General features: G+C 67.8%; 16 protein-coding genes. 7 read left to right on the plus strand and 9 right to left on the minus strand.

Annotated elements, in window-relative coordinates; genetic code table 11:
• Positions 1-254 precede the first annotated feature (254 nt).
• The 3 genes from AB0B91_RS31670 (at position 255) to AB0B91_RS31680 (ending at position 2,224) form a co-directional block, all read left to right on the plus strand.
• A complete protein-coding gene (locus AB0B91_RS31670) occupies positions 255-812 on the plus strand; it encodes a dihydrofolate reductase family protein (RefSeq protein ID WP_358327298.1) in 558 nt (185 codons plus the stop codon).
• A gap of 87 nt (positions 813-899) precedes the next feature.
• Positions 900-1,712, plus strand: coding sequence for a DUF899 family protein (locus AB0B91_RS31675; RefSeq protein WP_358327300.1), 813 nt, complete (start codon positions 900-902; stop codon positions 1,710-1,712).
• Between the two features lie 23 nt (positions 1,713-1,735).
• Positions 1,736-2,224, plus strand: a complete 489-nt coding sequence (locus tag AB0B91_RS31680) for a hypothetical protein (RefSeq protein WP_358327302.1) — start codon at positions 1,736-1,738, stop codon at positions 2,222-2,224.
• A 110-nt stretch (positions 2,225-2,334) separates the two neighbouring features.
• Here the strand turns inward: AB0B91_RS31680 and AB0B91_RS31685 are convergent, their stop codons facing one another.
• The 5 genes from AB0B91_RS31685 to AB0B91_RS31705 all read right to left on the minus strand — a co-directional run bounded on the left by AB0B91_RS31685 (position 2,335) and on the right by AB0B91_RS31705 (position 6,741).
• Positions 2,335-3,195: a DUF1080 domain-containing protein gene (locus AB0B91_RS31685; protein ID WP_358327304.1), complete on the minus strand. Its 861-nt coding sequence runs from the start codon at positions 3,193-3,195 to the stop codon at positions 2,335-2,337.
• A 187-nt stretch (positions 3,196-3,382) separates the two neighbouring features.
• The gene (locus AB0B91_RS31690) at positions 3,383-4,279 is read right to left on the minus strand and encodes a sugar phosphate isomerase/epimerase (RefSeq protein WP_358327306.1); all 897 of its coding nucleotides are present in this window, start codon (positions 4,277-4,279) and stop codon (positions 3,383-3,385) included.
• A gap of 17 nt (positions 4,280-4,296) precedes the next feature.
• Entirely contained in the window at positions 4,297-5,223 is a 927-nt protein-coding gene (locus AB0B91_RS31695) for a hypothetical protein (RefSeq protein ID WP_358327308.1), read from the minus strand.
• A complete protein-coding gene (locus AB0B91_RS31700; RefSeq protein WP_358327310.1) occupies positions 5,220-5,690 on the minus strand; it encodes a heme-degrading domain-containing protein in 471 nt (156 codons plus the stop codon). The genes AB0B91_RS31695 and AB0B91_RS31700 overlap by 4 nt, the downstream gene beginning before the upstream one ends.
• A gap of 16 nt (positions 5,691-5,706) precedes the next feature.
• Positions 5,707-6,741 carry a Gfo/Idh/MocA family oxidoreductase gene (locus tag AB0B91_RS31705; protein WP_358327312.1) on the minus strand — a complete coding sequence of 345 codons (1,035 nt, stop codon included), beginning with the start codon at positions 6,739-6,741 and terminating at the stop codon, positions 5,707-5,709.
• Between the two features lie 140 nt (positions 6,742-6,881).
• Here AB0B91_RS31705 and AB0B91_RS31710 point away from each other — a divergent pair, with 140 nt between their 5' ends.
• The gene (locus tag AB0B91_RS31710; protein WP_358327314.1) at positions 6,882-8,144 is read left to right on the plus strand and encodes an MFS transporter; all 1,263 of its coding nucleotides are present in this window, start codon (positions 6,882-6,884) and stop codon (positions 8,142-8,144) included.
• A 36-nt stretch (positions 8,145-8,180) separates the two neighbouring features.
• Here AB0B91_RS31710 and AB0B91_RS31715 read toward each other — a convergent pair whose 3' ends face one another.
• On the minus strand, positions 8,181-9,230 hold the full coding sequence (locus AB0B91_RS31715; RefSeq protein WP_358327316.1) for a LacI family DNA-binding transcriptional regulator: 1,050 nt from the start codon (positions 9,228-9,230) through the stop codon (positions 8,181-8,183).
• A gap of 346 nt (positions 9,231-9,576) precedes the next feature.
• On the opposite strand from AB0B91_RS31715, the gene AB0B91_RS31720 reads away from it, so the two are divergent.
• Positions 9,577-10,425: an alpha/beta hydrolase gene (locus AB0B91_RS31720; protein ID WP_358327885.1), complete on the plus strand. Its 849-nt coding sequence runs from the start codon at positions 9,577-9,579 to the stop codon at positions 10,423-10,425.
• A 176-nt stretch (positions 10,426-10,601) separates the two neighbouring features.
• On the opposite strand, the gene AB0B91_RS31725 is transcribed toward AB0B91_RS31720, so the two are convergent.
• On the minus strand, positions 10,602-10,994 hold the full coding sequence (locus AB0B91_RS31725; protein ID WP_358327318.1) for a DUF4184 family protein: 393 nt from the start codon (positions 10,992-10,994) through the stop codon (positions 10,602-10,604).
• 118 nt (positions 10,995-11,112) lie between these two features.
• On the opposite strand from AB0B91_RS31725, the gene AB0B91_RS31730 reads away from it, so the two are divergent.
• The gene (locus AB0B91_RS31730; protein ID WP_358327320.1) at positions 11,113-12,027 is read left to right on the plus strand and encodes an NmrA/HSCARG family protein; all 915 of its coding nucleotides are present in this window, start codon (positions 11,113-11,115) and stop codon (positions 12,025-12,027) included.
• Positions 12,024-12,890, plus strand: coding sequence for a TIGR03620 family F420-dependent LLM class oxidoreductase (locus tag AB0B91_RS31735; protein ID WP_358327322.1), 867 nt, complete (start codon positions 12,024-12,026; stop codon positions 12,888-12,890). The genes AB0B91_RS31730 and AB0B91_RS31735 overlap by 4 nt, the downstream gene beginning before the upstream one ends.
• 71 nt (positions 12,891-12,961) lie before the next feature.
• Here AB0B91_RS31735 and AB0B91_RS31740 read toward each other — a convergent pair whose 3' ends face one another.
• Both AB0B91_RS31740 and AB0B91_RS31745 read right to left on the minus strand, forming a co-directional pair.
• Entirely contained in the window at positions 12,962-13,141 is a 180-nt protein-coding gene (locus AB0B91_RS31740) for a hypothetical protein (RefSeq protein ID WP_358327323.1), read from the minus strand.
• 258 nt (positions 13,142-13,399) lie between these two features.
• Positions 13,400-15,193 (minus strand): hypothetical protein, encoded by a 1,794-nt coding sequence (locus tag AB0B91_RS31745; protein WP_358327325.1) that lies wholly within the window; start codon positions 15,191-15,193, stop codon positions 13,400-13,402.
• Between the last annotated feature and the right edge of the window lie 162 nt (positions 15,194-15,355).

Here is a 15,355-nt window from a genome sequence, read left to right on the forward strand (position 1 = left end):
CACAATCTACCGGCCCCCGGCGATCCCGAAGGGCCGCGGACTCTGTGGCGAAACTCATCGCCCGTCGTGTGACATTTACATCTGTTTGCTCCGAGGTCTCACGTGGAGGATTGGGCTCACGTAACCCCGCCTCGCCAAATCACGGAGAACCCGGCGGCCCTGAACCTCGGGAAACTACGTAAGCGCCCGCAAAGGGGCGGTGAACCTGTGCTGGGATCGTCGCAGCGCAGGAAGAAACACAGGGAGACACCGGAATGCGGAAGTTGATTCTAGGTTTTTATGTCTCGCTCGACGGAAAAAGCGCTGACGCGGACAATGGAATCCGGGACGTCATGATGAGCATCGACGACCCCGAGCAGGAGAACTACTTTGTCAGCCGGCTGTGGGAGGCCGGGGCCTTCCTCATGGGCCGGAACAGCTACGAGAGCATGGCCGGATACTGGCCCACCTCCGACCACCCGTCCGCCAAGGCCATGAACGAGATCCCCAAGGTCGTGTTCTCCCGCACCCTGACATCGGCCGACGACTGGCCCGAGACCCGGATCGCAGGCGGTGACACGGCGGAGGAGATCGCCAAGCTCAAGGCCGAGCCCGGCAAGGACCTCGTCGCCGCCGGCGGCACCGCGTTCATGCACTCCCTGATCAAGCTCGGCGTGGTCGACGAATACCGGCTGTGGGTGCTGCCCGCCGCCACCGGCAAGGGCGCGCCGCTGTTCCCCGAGCTGGATCAGCCGGTGAACCTGCGCTTGGTGGACAGCACGGCCTTCCCGTCCGGAATCCTCGAACTGGTGTACGCGCCAGCCGACAAGTAAGACGTGATCGCCTGGGCCAGGCGTTGCGCTTGCGATGGACGTTCTCCACGCAGAACCGGTCCGGATTGACAAGAAAGGGATTTCACCATGACCGAACCCCATGTTTCACCGATCAGCGACGCGGCCAAGCCCCCGGTCGCCGACCGGGCCGCGTTCCAGGCCGAACTGGACCGGCTCCGGACCCGGGAAAAGGCCCACACCCGCGAGGGCGACGCGATCGCCGCCGCCCGCCGCCGCCTGCCGATGGTCCAGATCGATCCACAGACCCCGCTGACCGGGGCGGACGGGACGGTGCCGCTGATCGACCTGTTCGCCGGCCGGTCGCAGCTGATCGCCTACTACCACATGTGGCACCCCGGCCGGCCCGCCGCGCAACAATGCGAGGGCTGCACCTTCAGCACCTCCCACGTCACCGAGCTGGCCTACCTGCACTCCCGCGACGTCAGCTACGCCGTCTTGGCTGAGGGGTCCTACGAGGAGGCTTCGCGCTACCGCGACTTCATGGGCTACCCCGTTCCCTGGTACTCGGTACCGCAGGACTCCGTGGACCGGCTGATCGCCGGCCGGCACTTCGGCATCCTGGCCTGCTATGTGCGAGACGGTGACCAGGTGTATGAGACCTACTGGACCACCGGCCGCGGCAACGAAGCGATGGCACCGTCGTACGGACTGCTGGATCGCACCGTCTACGGGCGGCAAGAAGACTGGGAGGACTCGCCGGACGGCTGGCCGCAGCGCTGGGGCTCCATGGGCGGCCAGTTCCAGCTCGACGGCCGGCCGGCCGCCCAATGGTCGCGCCTGCGGGCCGGGCGCGACGACGACCTCGGCCCCCTGCCGGACGGATGGACCGCGTCCACCTGCCCCCTGCACACCGCACCACCGGCCGCGGCGACGCCCTGACAGACTGCGGATCGGAGTGCATCATGACCCTCCTCCACACGGTGGGAATATCGGTCGGCTGCGTCCTGGCCCTCGTGCCGGCCCTGTTGCCCTCTGTACACCCCACCCGGAGGTGGCCGCACGTCGTCATGGCGCTCGGTATGGCGGCCGGGCATCTGGGCGGGTTGTTCCTCTTGGTCGGGGTGCTCGCGTTGCTGACCGCCGGCTGGCTGTGCGGTTCCCCGTCCCGCCGCGCAAAAAGTGGTCATCACATCCCGGACTTCGTGGTCATGTCCGTCCTTTTAGTGTTGACGGCGTTCGGCGGACCTCCTCTCGGCGGCACTCTCGCTGGGCACGTGCACGCGGGTGGTTCGCCGGCGACGGTGGGCCTGGTCATCGGGTTGGTCTGGACCTGCGCGCGGCTCATCCGCGTTCTGCCCGAGCGGGGCGTGAACCGAAGGGGGATCGGCCAGGAGCTGTGCTCGGCCGGAATGGCGGCCAGCATGGCGTTCATGGCCGCGTTGTCGTTGTGATGGGCCAGAGCCGACGCCGCCGTCTCCGATCGTTGACGTCGAGCGAGCTACTTGACCCGAAGCAGCGCCCTTCTTACTGCCTTCCGCGAGCGCCGGGGCGTGGAAGGCTGCTAGCCAAGTTCCTTGATCCGAATATTTCGCCATCTGCACGCTGCACCGTGTCCCCAGCGGGCGTCGCCGAACACGGCGTCATTGTCGTGCACCTCGAACGCGATGTGGCCGCTGCTGCCGAGGGTGGCGAGCACCGCTTCGGGGTCGTAGTCGGGAGACTCGAGGGTGGCCGTGTTCAGCTCGGCGATCTTGAGCCCGTTGACCCAGGTGGTGATCACGGGTAGGGCACCGACGGCCCGGATACGCAGCTCGTTCCAATTGCCCCATCGCCACACGCTCAGGAAGTCCTCGACATCGGCCGCATGACCAAGCCTGCCGATCTTGTCGGGCGTGACGGGCTCTGTGCTGGTGGCGGGATCGTCCGCCTGGAGCCCGACGACGTCCCCGTGTGCGTCGCGCCGGGACCGGACTGCGAAGGGGACGGCGGAGAAGCTGGCCAAACCGTTGCCGAAGAACCCGCCGATGCCACCGGACTCCCGGTGGTCGAGCAGGACCTGGAAGCCTTCCCAGGTGTCCGGCCGGCGCCGGATCATGATGCCCGTGTCGGCGGGCCAGTCGGGTCTGGCTTCGAGGGAGAGCTCGAAGTCGCCGAACGCGAGGTCGCTGACGAGGTAGCCGCCGTAGCCGCTGCCGGGTTCGTCCTGCCGTCCGATGATTGCGCCGTCCTCAACCGTCCATACGGCAGGGTGCTTCTCCGGCTCGTGCGGAGGCTCGATACCGCGCTCAGCCAAGACCTCGTGCACGTGCGGTCCGCCCGGGTAGAGGCTCCCGTACACGCGTGGCGCCGCATGCCAGCCCTTCAGCGTGCTCCCGTCGAAGAGCGGGACGAAGCCGTCGTCGTCGAACATCTCAATCTCCATCGCCGATCTCCCTCGACATTCACTCAACGACGCCTCCGGTAGCTTCCACAGCAGCGACCGGATGTATCCGACTGCCTCGGCGGCGCCGTGGGACCGTTCCGTGCTGGACCCGAGCATGCCGATCACGGTGGTGCCGACATCGCGATCATCCCGGTGATCGCGACCCGCGACGTTGCCGTGCCGCAGGTCAGGTGGCCGTGGCGAAGTAGGGGTGCCGGCGCAGGTACGACAGGGACGCGGCGCTGCTCTCAGTGGGGGTCGGGAGGTGGGGAACGTCCACTTCGATGACGAACCAGCCGTCGAAGCCATCGGGGAGCGCGGTGAGGACGGCGTCGAAGTCGACGACGCCGCGGCCCGGTTCGATCCACACCTTGGACCGGCCGGTGGCGGTCATGTAGTCCTCGTCGCGCTGCCGGGCCCCGGCGGCGGCGGTCGCGTCGACGTCCTTGAGGTGGACGTTCAGGACCCGGTCGGCGTAGCCGGCGATGAGCTTCTCCGGGGTGACTCCGGCCCAGCGCAGATGGCCGGTGTCGGGACCGAACCACAGCGCACTGCCCGAGGTGGCGTCCAGCACGGCCCGCACCTCTTCCTCGACCTCCACGGGGGAACCGACGTGCGGGTGCAGCCCGTACCGGACACCCTCGGCAGCGGCGGCCTCCGCGGCCGCCGCGAGCCCCTCGGCGATCACGAGCGTGCGGTCGGCGTCCGGGGCGAGCCCGACGGCGGGGTGCGCGATGCGGTCAGGGATCAGGTCGGCGGCGATGAAGGCGCTGTCGACACCGAGCTCCAGGTGCGCGTGCGCGTGCCGCTTGATGTCCTCGACAGCCTGGGCATGCCGTTGCCGGTCGTGGAACGGCGCGGAGAAGTACCCCGGCGCCGCGGCGAGCGAATGCTCCGACAGCAGCGCCCCATACTCGGCAGGGGTCATGTCCGGAGGCAGTTCGATGGTGAGATGGGTGAACCCGACCTGGGAGAGGGCGGTCATCGCCTCCTGAAGGATGCCGCGGTCGAGGCGGTAGCCGCCGTCGCCGAGGATCCACGGCAGCGGGTTGATCGCGATTCGATGCTTCAGGGTGGTGCTCACAGGATTCTCCTTGTCGGTCACTCCGCCACCAGGTCGTTCCGGGAGCCTGTGGGGTAGTCCACGAAAGCGAACGCCGACCCGTCCGGCGCCCAGCTGGGGACGTTGATCGTGCCCTGCCCACCGCGCAGCGCCACCAGCGTCGTCGGCTCCTGCCAGGCGTCGACTGACACGAGCCGCAGCTCGACCGGGAGGTCAGCGGGGTGCCCGGTCGTACCGGGCGGGTAGCTGAGGTACACGGCGACATCCCCGGTGGGCGCGACGTGCGGAAACCAGTTCACCCGCTCGTCGAAGGTGAGCTGCTCCAGCCCGGTCCCGTCCGGCCGCACCCGGGCCAGCTGCGCGTGCCCTGGGGCGGTGGAGAACTGTTCGGTGTTGAACACGATCCACTCACCCTCGGGCGTCCACTCGCACCCGTCCGCCGGGCCCGGGTCGGTGGTGACCGCGACGTCGTCCTGCCCATCCAGCCCGACAGTGTGGATGGTCGCCGACGCCCACCAGTTGTCGCCTTCCGGTGCCAAGCGCACGTAGCCGAGACGCTGCCCGTCGGGGCTGACGCCGTGCAGGAAGTGCATCCCTCCATCCTCGGCAGTCACGCGGCGAGCCGCCCCGCCGGCGAGGGGGGCCTCCCAGATGTGCCAGTCGTTCGCGGATGCGAACACTGTGGCGCCATCGGGGGCCAGCACGTGGTCGTTGTTGACGTCGGGCAGGCCCGTCGCATGGATCTGACGTGGCGGGGCCGTCGCGGGGCCGTCAGCGGGCAAGAGCCAGAGCTTGCCGTCACCGTTGACGAGCAACTGCCCGTCCGTTGTCCAGTTCGGCGCCTCGTAGAGCCGGTCGCGGGACTCGAACACGGTACGCACGGTGCGGGTCGCGCGGTCCCAGATGCGGATGCGCGCGGACTGACCAGGCTGCAGCACCCGCCGCGGGATCTCCTCGTCACTCATTTGCCGGCCTCCTCCGCCAGGTGAGCCCGGATCCCGGCGACGATGAGGTCATGGTCCTCCATCGACGACAGGCCGGACGCGGTCGCGGCGGCGACGACACCGACCCCGCGGACACGGATGGGGAACGATCCGCCGGTGACCGCGTAGTCCGCACCCAGCCATCCGATCGCCGCCGGGTTCACACCGGCAGCGGACAGGCGAGCGTCGACCAGGGCGCTGCTGTTCTCCATGCGCAGCACCACTGCGGCCTTGCGGGCGATCCACACGTCCTGGTCAGGGGTGATGCCCGGCAGTGCGGCGCGGAACAGGATCAGACCGGGCCGGCGGATGTCGATGCCGACCTTGTGCCCGGCTTCCTGGGCGATCGCGGTTATACGGGAGCCGAGCCGCCAGGCGTCGGCGTGGTCGAACGCGTCGAAAGCCAGCTCCTGTTCCTGCTGCTCCAGCGTGGTGATCAGATTCGTCATGGGCAGGCTCTCCCTTTCAGGACCCGGCGAGCTGGGCGCGGGCCTGGTCGATGGTGGCGATGATCGAGACGGTCTCCTCCAGCGTGTGCACGGGCGACTCGGTGCGGCCCTCGCCGACGAATCGGGCCAGGGCGGTCGCCTCCCAAGAGAGTCCGTCGAAGCCGCGCAGCCCGGTCTGGTCGCTCCACCGCAGCGTCGGTGAGAAGTGGTCAGCACCGGACAGAGTGAACGAGGTCGGCGCGTAGAAGGCACCATCGATGCTGACCGTCGCCTCGGTCCCGGCGATCACTCCGGTCATCGCGGTGCGCGCCTGGATGGACGAGTACAGCGTCGACAGCGCGCCCTGCTCGTGAGTGAGCACGAGCGTCGAGTACGCGTCCACCCCGGTATCCGTCATCCCGCCGACCGCGAGAACCTGCGTGGGGGCGCCGAGGACCATGGAGGAGAGTTGCACCGGGTAGACGCCCAGATCCAGCAATGCCCCACCACCTTGCTCGGGACGGTAGAGCCGGTGCCGCGGATCCGGGGTGATCGCCTGCCCGTGGTCGGCCAGTACCGCCCGCACGTCCCCGAGCACTCCGTCGGCGAGGAGCTTGCGGATCACCGAGGTCTGCGGCAGGTACCGGCTCCACATCGCCTCCATCACCAGCACGCCGGCAGCCTGCGCCGCTTCCGAGAGGGTGCGCGCCTCCGCCGCGGTGACGGTGATCGGCTTCTCGATGAGCACGTGCTTGCCCGCCGCGATCGCCGCCAGCCCGACCGCGAGATGCGCGCTCTGCGGGGTCGCCACATAGACGACATCCACCTCCGGATGGCGCACGAGCTGCTCGGTGGAACCCAGTACGTACTCGATTCCGCGCTCGGCCGCGAACGCCTCCGCCCGCTCGACCGAGCGCGACGACACCGCCACCAACCGCTGCGCCGTGTGAGTGCGCAGAGCCTTCGCGAACTCGCCCGCGATCCAACCCGGCCCGACGATCCCCCACCGTAGCGACGGCTCGCCGCTGTCGGGAAGGTAGAGGTCAGGGTCGGGCAGATGGGAAGGCAGCATGCCCCACGCTCCACTTCACAACACTATAGAAAAAGGAGTTAGCACGAGCTAACGTAAGGACGACCTTCAGATTAGCACGAGCTAAATCGGTCACGGTTGACCGCGTCGCTGAGGGCTCCACTCCGTCTAAGGAGGCGTCGGTGGCTACAGATCTGCCGGCTCACCCGTCCACGACCCCGATCCCAGCGGAGCCGGTACGCAACTGGTATCTCGGCGCTCTCGGGCTCGCGCAGTTCGGGATCTTCGTGGCGATCCTCTCACCCGTGTTCATCAGCATGCAGCTCAAAGCGCAGGAGATGAACCCGGCCGACCCCGCATCGGTGGTCGGCACGGTCCTGCCCATCGGCGCGTTCGGTGCTCTCATCGGCAATCCGGTCTTCGGAGCCCTCAGCGACGCGACGAAGACCCGATGGGGACGGCGCAAGCCGTGGCTCGTCGGCGGCATCATCGCACTTCTCGCCGGCCTGGCGTGGGTAGCAGCCAGCACGAGCGTGCTGATGCTGACCTTCGCTTGGCTGGTGTGTCAGCTCGCCTCCAACGCCGCCTCGGCGGCCCTGATCGCGAGCTTCGCCGACAACGTGCCTGAGGCGCAACGAGGACGCGCCTCAAGCGTATTCGCACTGGCTCAGAACCTGTCGGTCCTCGCCGGCATTTACGGCGCTGTCCTGCTCGTCCACAACCTGCCGGTCCTGTTCATCGTCCCCGGCATCGTCGGTGTCGTCTGCGTCGTCGTCTACGTACTTGTCTCGCCGGAGCGCATCCCTGACACGCCGCCTCGGCCGTTCTCGTTCGCGCGGATCATCGGCATGTTCTGGACGAACCCGATCAAGCACCCCGACTTTGGGCTCGCGTGGTGGTCGAGGTTCCTGATCATCTTCGCCTCGATGCTGTTCGCCACCTACCGGCTCCTCTACATGCAGGACCACCTCGGCCTCAATGCGGAGGAGGCCGTCCCCGCGGTCGCGAACGGCGTGCTCTTCTACACGATCGCGCTCATGATCGGCACGGCTGTCTCGGGGTGGCTCTCGGACAGGCTGCGCCACCGGAAGATCTTCGTCGCCGGCTCCACCCTCGTGTTCGGCGTCGGCTTGGTCATGCTCGCCTACGTGGCCAGCGTCGGCGGGTTCTACCTGGCCGAGGTGGTCATGGGCCTCGCGTTCGGCATCTATGCCGCCGTCGACACCGCCCTCGTCGTCGACGTCCTTCCCGACGCCGACAATCCAGGTAAGGATCTCGGCGTCATGAACATCGCCAACTCCCTGCCGCAATCCCTCGCGCCCGCATGCGGACTCCTCCTGCTCGGCATCGGCGGCGGCGACAACTACCCGGCGCTCCTGTGGGGCGCTGGGATCGTGTCGCTCGTCGGCGCGCTCGTCGTCATCCCCATCCGAGGCGTCCGCTAGCCGGCTGGGCCGGCTCGTGAATGCGCGCGCGAGCGTTCACCGGCCGGTCCGGGCTGGGCCCGTCGACTCCCGAACCACCAACCTCGTCGGCGTAGCGCTGACCCGGCGCGGCCCGTCATGACCCTCCAGCCGATCCAGCACCGACGACAATGTCGCCTCGACTGTCGCCTCGACATCCTGATGCACGGACGTCAGCTGGTGATACGACAGCGATGCCACATAGCTGTCATCAAACCCGACTACCGAGATTTCGCCCGGCACATGGACGTTCGCCCGCGCGAACACCGCCAGCACACCCGCCGCACACTGGTCACCGCAACACACCACAGCCGTCGGCCGGTGACTTCGTCCCAAGATATACCGCGCGGCAGTGGCACCGTCTTCCTCGGAGAAATCGCTCTCGAGCACCTCGGCGCGCTCTGTGAGCCCAACCGCGGCCATCGCACTCCGGTACGCCTCCGCACGAACATGGCCCACGGTTCCACCTCGTCCGCCGACATAGACGATGTCGCGATGCCCGAGCTCCACGAGGTGCTCGACCGCCAGACGAAGCCCCTCGATCTCGTCGACATGGACATTGTCGACATCGAGCGCGTCCACCCATTCCCCGAGCCACACCACAGGCACCAGCTCGCGCGCATCCGCGAAGGCGCGCGAGGCCGGATCTGGATTGAACGCGACCAGCGCCTCAACCCGCTCCTCCATCAGCTCCGCGACCACCACATCGGTCGGCCGATCCGACGTCGCCGGCCCCAGCACCAGCCCGAAACCTCGCTCCGCAGCGTGAACGAACAAGCGCTCGATAACGCGCACCTGGAACGGATTGCGCATCCAGAAAAGCGCACCGATCAGACGCGTACGGTTCTGGCGCAGCAGCCGCGCTGACGCATTCGGCCGGTAGCCAAGCTCATCAGCCGCAGCCAGGATCCGTTCTCTTGACTCCTCACTCGGCCCCGGAACGCCCCTCATCACGAGCGACACCAGCTGCCGCGAAACCCCTAGATGGTCCGCGATATCTTTCATCGTCGGGAGCCGGCCCGTGCCCCTGCCCGCTCGACGTTTCTGCGCGCCTACACCGGTCGCCATGGACCCAGTCTCGCACGTGCCAACTCGGCCGAGTCGGGCCTGGAAGAACAACAACGGCTATCGGTGCCGCTTACCCGCCCGGCCAGCCGGGTGAGCCTGCTGGTGCCGCTGGTAGCGCTCCAGCGGTCCAGGCACCTGCTCACGGAATGTCTATGGTGCCGGCTCGTCGCAAGTACGGGTCATCATCCGAATGAAGTCGTGCTCGTCCCTGACATCCTCGATGACCAGGGCAGACAGACCCGAGCTCGTGCCCGTCGCGGTTTGAGCGGGCTCAGGGGTTCACCGGGTACGCCGGCTGCGAACTCCGCTGTGGCGCCTCGATTGGGCTCATACGATCCGGGGCGTGATGAAGATCGATGGTCTGGCCTATGACGAGGTGGGTGAGGGTCCTGCGGTGGTGCTCATCCACGCGGGGATCGCCGATCGACGCATGTGGAGACACCAGCGCGACGCGCTGTCCGACCGTTACCGGGTGATCGGTTACGACTGGCGCGGGTATGGCGAGTCGGCCGATCCGGCAGGCGAACTCGTACACCATGAAGACTTGCTGCGCCTGATGGACGGACTCGGCGTGGAACGGGCGGCGCTGGTGGGTGATTCGATGGGGGGCTCGCACGCGGTGGAGGCGGCGTTGGCGGCGCCGCACCGAGTGGCCGGGCTCGTGCTGATCTCCTCCGGATTGTCGGGCCACTCATGGCCCGATGACATGATCGCCCAAGCGCGGGAGCGGGTGCACAGCACCGTCCCTGCCGACCGGCTGGCCCGTTATCGGAGCGGGACGGCAGAGGTTGTTTCCGCCGATCTCGACGCCTTCGCCCGGGCCCATGCGCTATGGCAGGTGGCCGGGCCCGACCGCGGTATGGACGATCTCGATCCGGAGGTATGGGAGTTGGCGTTCGCCATGATGCGCCGGGTGTTCGAGCGTTCCTGGAATCGTCGGCCCGTAACGGAGCGGCACCTGTCGGCCAAGGATCGGCTGCACGAGATCACCTCGCCCACTCTGGTCATCAACGGGCTGTCGGATGTGCCGGGCATCCAGGCGGTGTCGGATCTGCTGACAGAGAAGATCAAGGGAGCCCGGCGGCTCGACCTGCCGGCAACGGGACATCTGCCGCCATTGGAGCGGCCCCAGGAGGTCAATGCCGCGCTGAGCGGCTTCCTGGACGATCTGAGCCGGCGAATCTCGCCGGCCTGATGCGGTTCATCCGACACCTTCGCCTTGTCCGGCACGATCAGCTTCCACCACTACGCCTGACAGCTCCTGAACAGCTCAAACGTCGATGACATAGGCATACGGTTCGCTGTCACCGGACATTGATCACCGTAGAACGCAAGCGTCGATCGTCCGCGATTTTCGAGAATGCGACCTCCTCAGAGGAGGGCGGTGCCGCGGAGCAGGGTGGTGGTCCGCCGGCCCAGCACCACCCCCGGGCCCCGCCCAGGCTGGACCGGCGCGCGCCGATACCACAGCACGAGCCATCCGGCCAGAATCACCAGCCCGCCTGCCGAGCTGACGTACATCAGCATGTTGAACACCCGGTGCGCGCCGATGACCGGCTGCCGCAACGCCTGCCAATGCGCCACCGCGAACCCGCCGACCTGCGTAAAGGCGTCCCAGAGCAGATGCGTGGCCATCCCGGCCAGCAGCGCCGCCACCACCGCCACAGGCGCCGGCCGCGCCGGCTCCGGCAACCGGACACGCAGCCCGGCAGGAGCCAGCGCGGTCAGCGGCCTTGAATGGGTATTCGGCGCGCGCTGCGGCATGTGGTCTCCGGTGGGCTTGCAAAAGTGGGGTGGTCCTCCATATCGTACTCACTCAGAATCGGAGGGCCACCCCATTTATGGGGACGGCCTCAGCATGCCGACTACTTGGAGACACATCGTGAAGACCATCGTGGTGGTGGGGGCGACCGGCCTGCAGGGTCGGGCCGTGACGGCGCATCTGCTCGCCGACGGTTGGCGGGTACGAGCTGTGACGCGCGATCCGGACGCCGCTGGGGCCAGGGCGCTGGCGCTGGCGGGCGCCGAGCTCGTCAGCGCCGAGATGGATGACGTCGCCTCGCTCATCGCCGCGGCCGAAGGCGCCGACGGCTTGTTCAGCGTGCAGCCCACTGTCGGCTCCCCGGGCACCCCGGCGGGCTTTTCCGCCGAGGACGAGGTCCGCTGGGGCTGCAACGTCGCCGACGCGGCGCACGCCGCAGGTGTGCGGCACCTGGTATACGCCTCCCTCGCCGGCGCGGGCCGTCACAACACCGAGAAGCTGCCGCAGAACACGATCAACAAGTGGCGGATCGAGCAGCACATCACCCGGCTGGGCCTGCCCGCGACGTTCCTGCGCCCGGTCTCCTTCATGGAGAACTACACCGGCGCCTACCACCTGCGCGACGGCACCGTGGCCACCGCATTCGCCGCCGACGTACCGCAGCAGATCATGGCCGTCGACGACGTCGGCGTCTTCGCCGCACTGGCCTTCGCCCAGCCAGGCGAGTGGATCGGGCGCGCGGTCGACCTGGCCGGGGACGAACTGACCCCAGTACAGATCGCGGCGGCCATCTCCGAGGCCACCGGCCGACCGCTGCCCTACGTTCAGATCCCGATCGAAGTGATCGCGCAGATCGGCGAGGACTTCGCCTACGCCTACACCTGGCTCAACGAACGCGGCTATCGCGCCGACATAGCCTTCACCCGCGCGCTACACCCCGGCCTGCTGGACCTGCGCGCCTGGCTGCAGCGGACCGGAGCCGCCCAGATCGCCGGCTTCCTGACCGCCCAGGACACCGCCAAGCAGGACCAATGAGCACGCTCGACCTCGGACGGGTCGGCATCTGGGCGGGCGAGATGGATCGCTATCCCGCTCCGGCCATGCGCCAAGCAGCCACCGCCATCGAGGACCTCGGCTACCCGGCCCTGTGGTTTCCCGAGACGACCGGCCGCGAGGCCATGACCCAGGCCGCTCTGCTGCTGTCGGCCACCCGGCAGACGGTCATCGCCACCGGTACCGCCAGCATCTACGCCCGCGACGCGATCAGCGCCGTGGCCGCACAGCGCACCCTTGCCGAGTCATTCCCTGGGCGGTTCCTGCTCGGCCTCGGCGTCAGCCACCCCGCCCTGGTGACCGACGTGCGCGGCCACCGGTTCGGCCCGCCGGTGGCGACCATGCGCGCCTATCTGGACGCGATGGACACCGCCCCGTTCGGCCCGGCGATCCCCGCAGCGCCCCGGGTCTTGGCCGCGCTGGGCCGGAAGATGCTCCAGCTCGCCGCCGAACGCGCGTGGGGCGCCCACCCGCTGGGCATGCCGATCGAGCACACCCGCCACGCCAGAAGCCTGCTCGGACCCCAGACCATGCTGGCCGTCACCCAGCTCGTCGTCCTGGACCCGTCCCGCCACATCGCGACCGAGCTGGCCCGCGCCCACGCGGCCGCGGCCCTGCCCAACCGGCTCACACTGCTGCGCGACCTGGGATTCGACGATGCCGAATCCCTCGACGACCGGCTGGTCGATGCCCTGGTGGCCATCGGCGGGCCCGAGGACATCGCCCGGCGAGTTGAGGAGCATCTCGACGCCGGTGCGGACCATGTCAGCCTGCACGTGCTCACGGCCACACCAGACGAGCCACCACTGCGTCAATGGCAGGAGCTTGCCGCACAGTTGCTGTGAGCGGCCCCTGCTGAAGGTGAAAGGCCGCCACTTCGGGGTTCAACAGAGCTGCAGCCCCCGTTCCTCCTTCGTCATCCGACGGCGTAGGCGCGGGCGATCGTCTGGCTGACGCGGCCACCGGCGGCGTCCGTCGCGGTGGCGCGCAGCGAGACGAAGCCCGGGGTGCGTAGGTTGGAGAGCAGCGCCGTCCACCCCGTTCCCGACGGGACGACGGGGACCTGGCGCCAGTTCGCGCCGTCGTCGGTGGACATCTCCAACTGGACCGACCGCACCGCGGCCTCGGGCGCCCCGGGGTTCTTCTCGATCCAGAGAGAGATGCCCCTTGCGGTACCGCGTGGCGTACCGCACCTTCCTGCCCGGCCCCGGTTCCACCCTGAACCGGCCCTCGCCCGTCACCACGCGGTCGCCCGTGACGAGAGTGACACTGATGCCCCGGCTGTCACCCAGCCAGCCGTTCCGGCCAGAACGGCGGCCATCAGCACACTGACTGAATTCATAGACACGTCCCGCTAGATGTAAGGGATCTCGATTCGCACCGGTTCTGCCGCCGCCGGAGGTTTTCCTGGAAAGGCGCCGGTGAGCAGGGCGGCGACGGTATGGAGATTCCATGCCAGTGCAGGTTGTTTGACGACGGGATCGGAGAAGAAGGCCTTCAATTCGTCGCCTCGCACGAGGGAACTCAGAGCATCGGCTCGTTCCAGTACGAATTCGCTAAGAAGAGCGGATAGGCGCGGCCCTGGGCTGGTGCGCCAATTCCAGCCGTTTTTCCCGGCTGGTTCCACAGAGGTGCTGACGGACGGCTTCCATTGCCACCATCTGCGCTTTTCCACTTCCCCGGCTTGGAAGCGCCAGGGTCTGCCGTCAAGTTCGATCTTGTCCAGGCCGGGTGCCAGTCGCCTGATCAGCTCGTAGACGACTTCTTCTGAATGGCGCCACCGTTGATCGAGCGACAGCGCGTCAAGCACCACGCGGTTGTCGAGGAACGGCTGAACGGGATCTCCGCGCCGCAGCGATCCGACCCTTGCCGCGGCATGCCAACGTCCTACTCGGTAGGTGACGTACAGGTGGTCGAGCACTTCCCACGGGTTTTCGACGGCTTGTCGCAACCATGGCGCCGCCAATTCGCGTGCATGCTCATTCGCCTGATCGGTGAAGAAGGGTTCGTTCTTGAGGAAGAAGTCATTGACCCTGCGATGCATCGCCTTGCCGGTGGGCTGGCCCTGGCTGTACAGGAAGCCGCCTCTGAGGATCTCGCCGCTCTGCCCGGACATGGTCGGCGTTGTGGAGTACGGACGGTAGTCCACGATGCTCTCGTACGCAGAGGTCATACCTTCGCAGGCGCGGATGACCTCATAGGTGCGCATGCTCGGGTGCGGGACGAGGACGGCGTCCTTCGCCTCGGTCCGCACCGGCGGGATGATCGTATGGTCGATGCGCAAGCGGGCGGAGATCGCTCTGGCGATGATCACGTCTGGGTGCGTGTCAAGCCCGTTGGTGGTCGCCCGGAAAGGGACGCGGCCCGCGTGGAGAAGCGCGGCCATCAATCGGCTGTCGCGCCCGCCCGTCAATGCGAGGTTCACCGATTCGGGGCCGGTACGCAGTGGCTCGACGGCGGCGGCGAGAGCATCACATAACTGGCTGATCGCCCTGCGTTTGACCCTGGCCGAGGTCGGCATCGGTTGCGCCGGTGGCAGCGCACGCGTGTCGATACTCCTGCGACCGCCTTTCACCGTGATGACGGAGGACGGCCCAAGCGCTGTCACACCTCGGTAAGGGGTTTCATCGGACAGGAAGTATCCCTGGCGGATCATCGTTTGAAGGGCGATCTCGTTCCAGACGATCCTGCCGTTGTTCGCCACGAGGTGCACGTGCAGAGCGCGGGTTCCCACCAGGTGCAGGTCGTCGTTCTCGGCGTGGAAGACGGACAAGGCCCTGGTACTTGCGGTGGCGGCCTGAATTCCCTCTTCGGTCACCCGGATGACGGACAAGCATCCGGACAGGTCCGCCATCACATCACCCAGTTCGGACGCTTGAGCGAGCCACCGCACGTCCCGTTCTCCAGCGAGCGTGCCGCTCACCCCCAGGCCGCCGCGGTCGTCCCGCACGATCAGCGGTGGGCGCTCGTCGGCTCCTTCCTCGTTGGACCAGGCAAGCAACGCGGCACCCGTGGCCACCCATTCAGCGGCGTCGACTGTTTCCAACGGCACGGGGAACACGTCACCCAGAAGCGAACGAGCCAGAGAGAGATAAGGGTTGAGATTCACCCCTTGACGCTTCGCGGCCATGGTCAGGTATACGCGCATGCGGAATCCAATCCAGAACAGAGACCAAACTGGAAGCGCGTATTCGCCCGCCTGCGGGCCTCACAGGTGTGCTCCCAGCGCATCGACCGCCACAGGCCGGAGCCGGGTAGCGGCGAGGGTGGTCGCCGAGCGGGGGCACGGTAGGCGGCCCCGCCCGGCGAG

This window comes from Nonomuraea sp. NPDC049141 (assembly GCF_040648415.1).
Lineage (GTDB): Bacteria > Actinomycetota > Actinomycetes > Streptosporangiales > Streptosporangiaceae > Nonomuraea.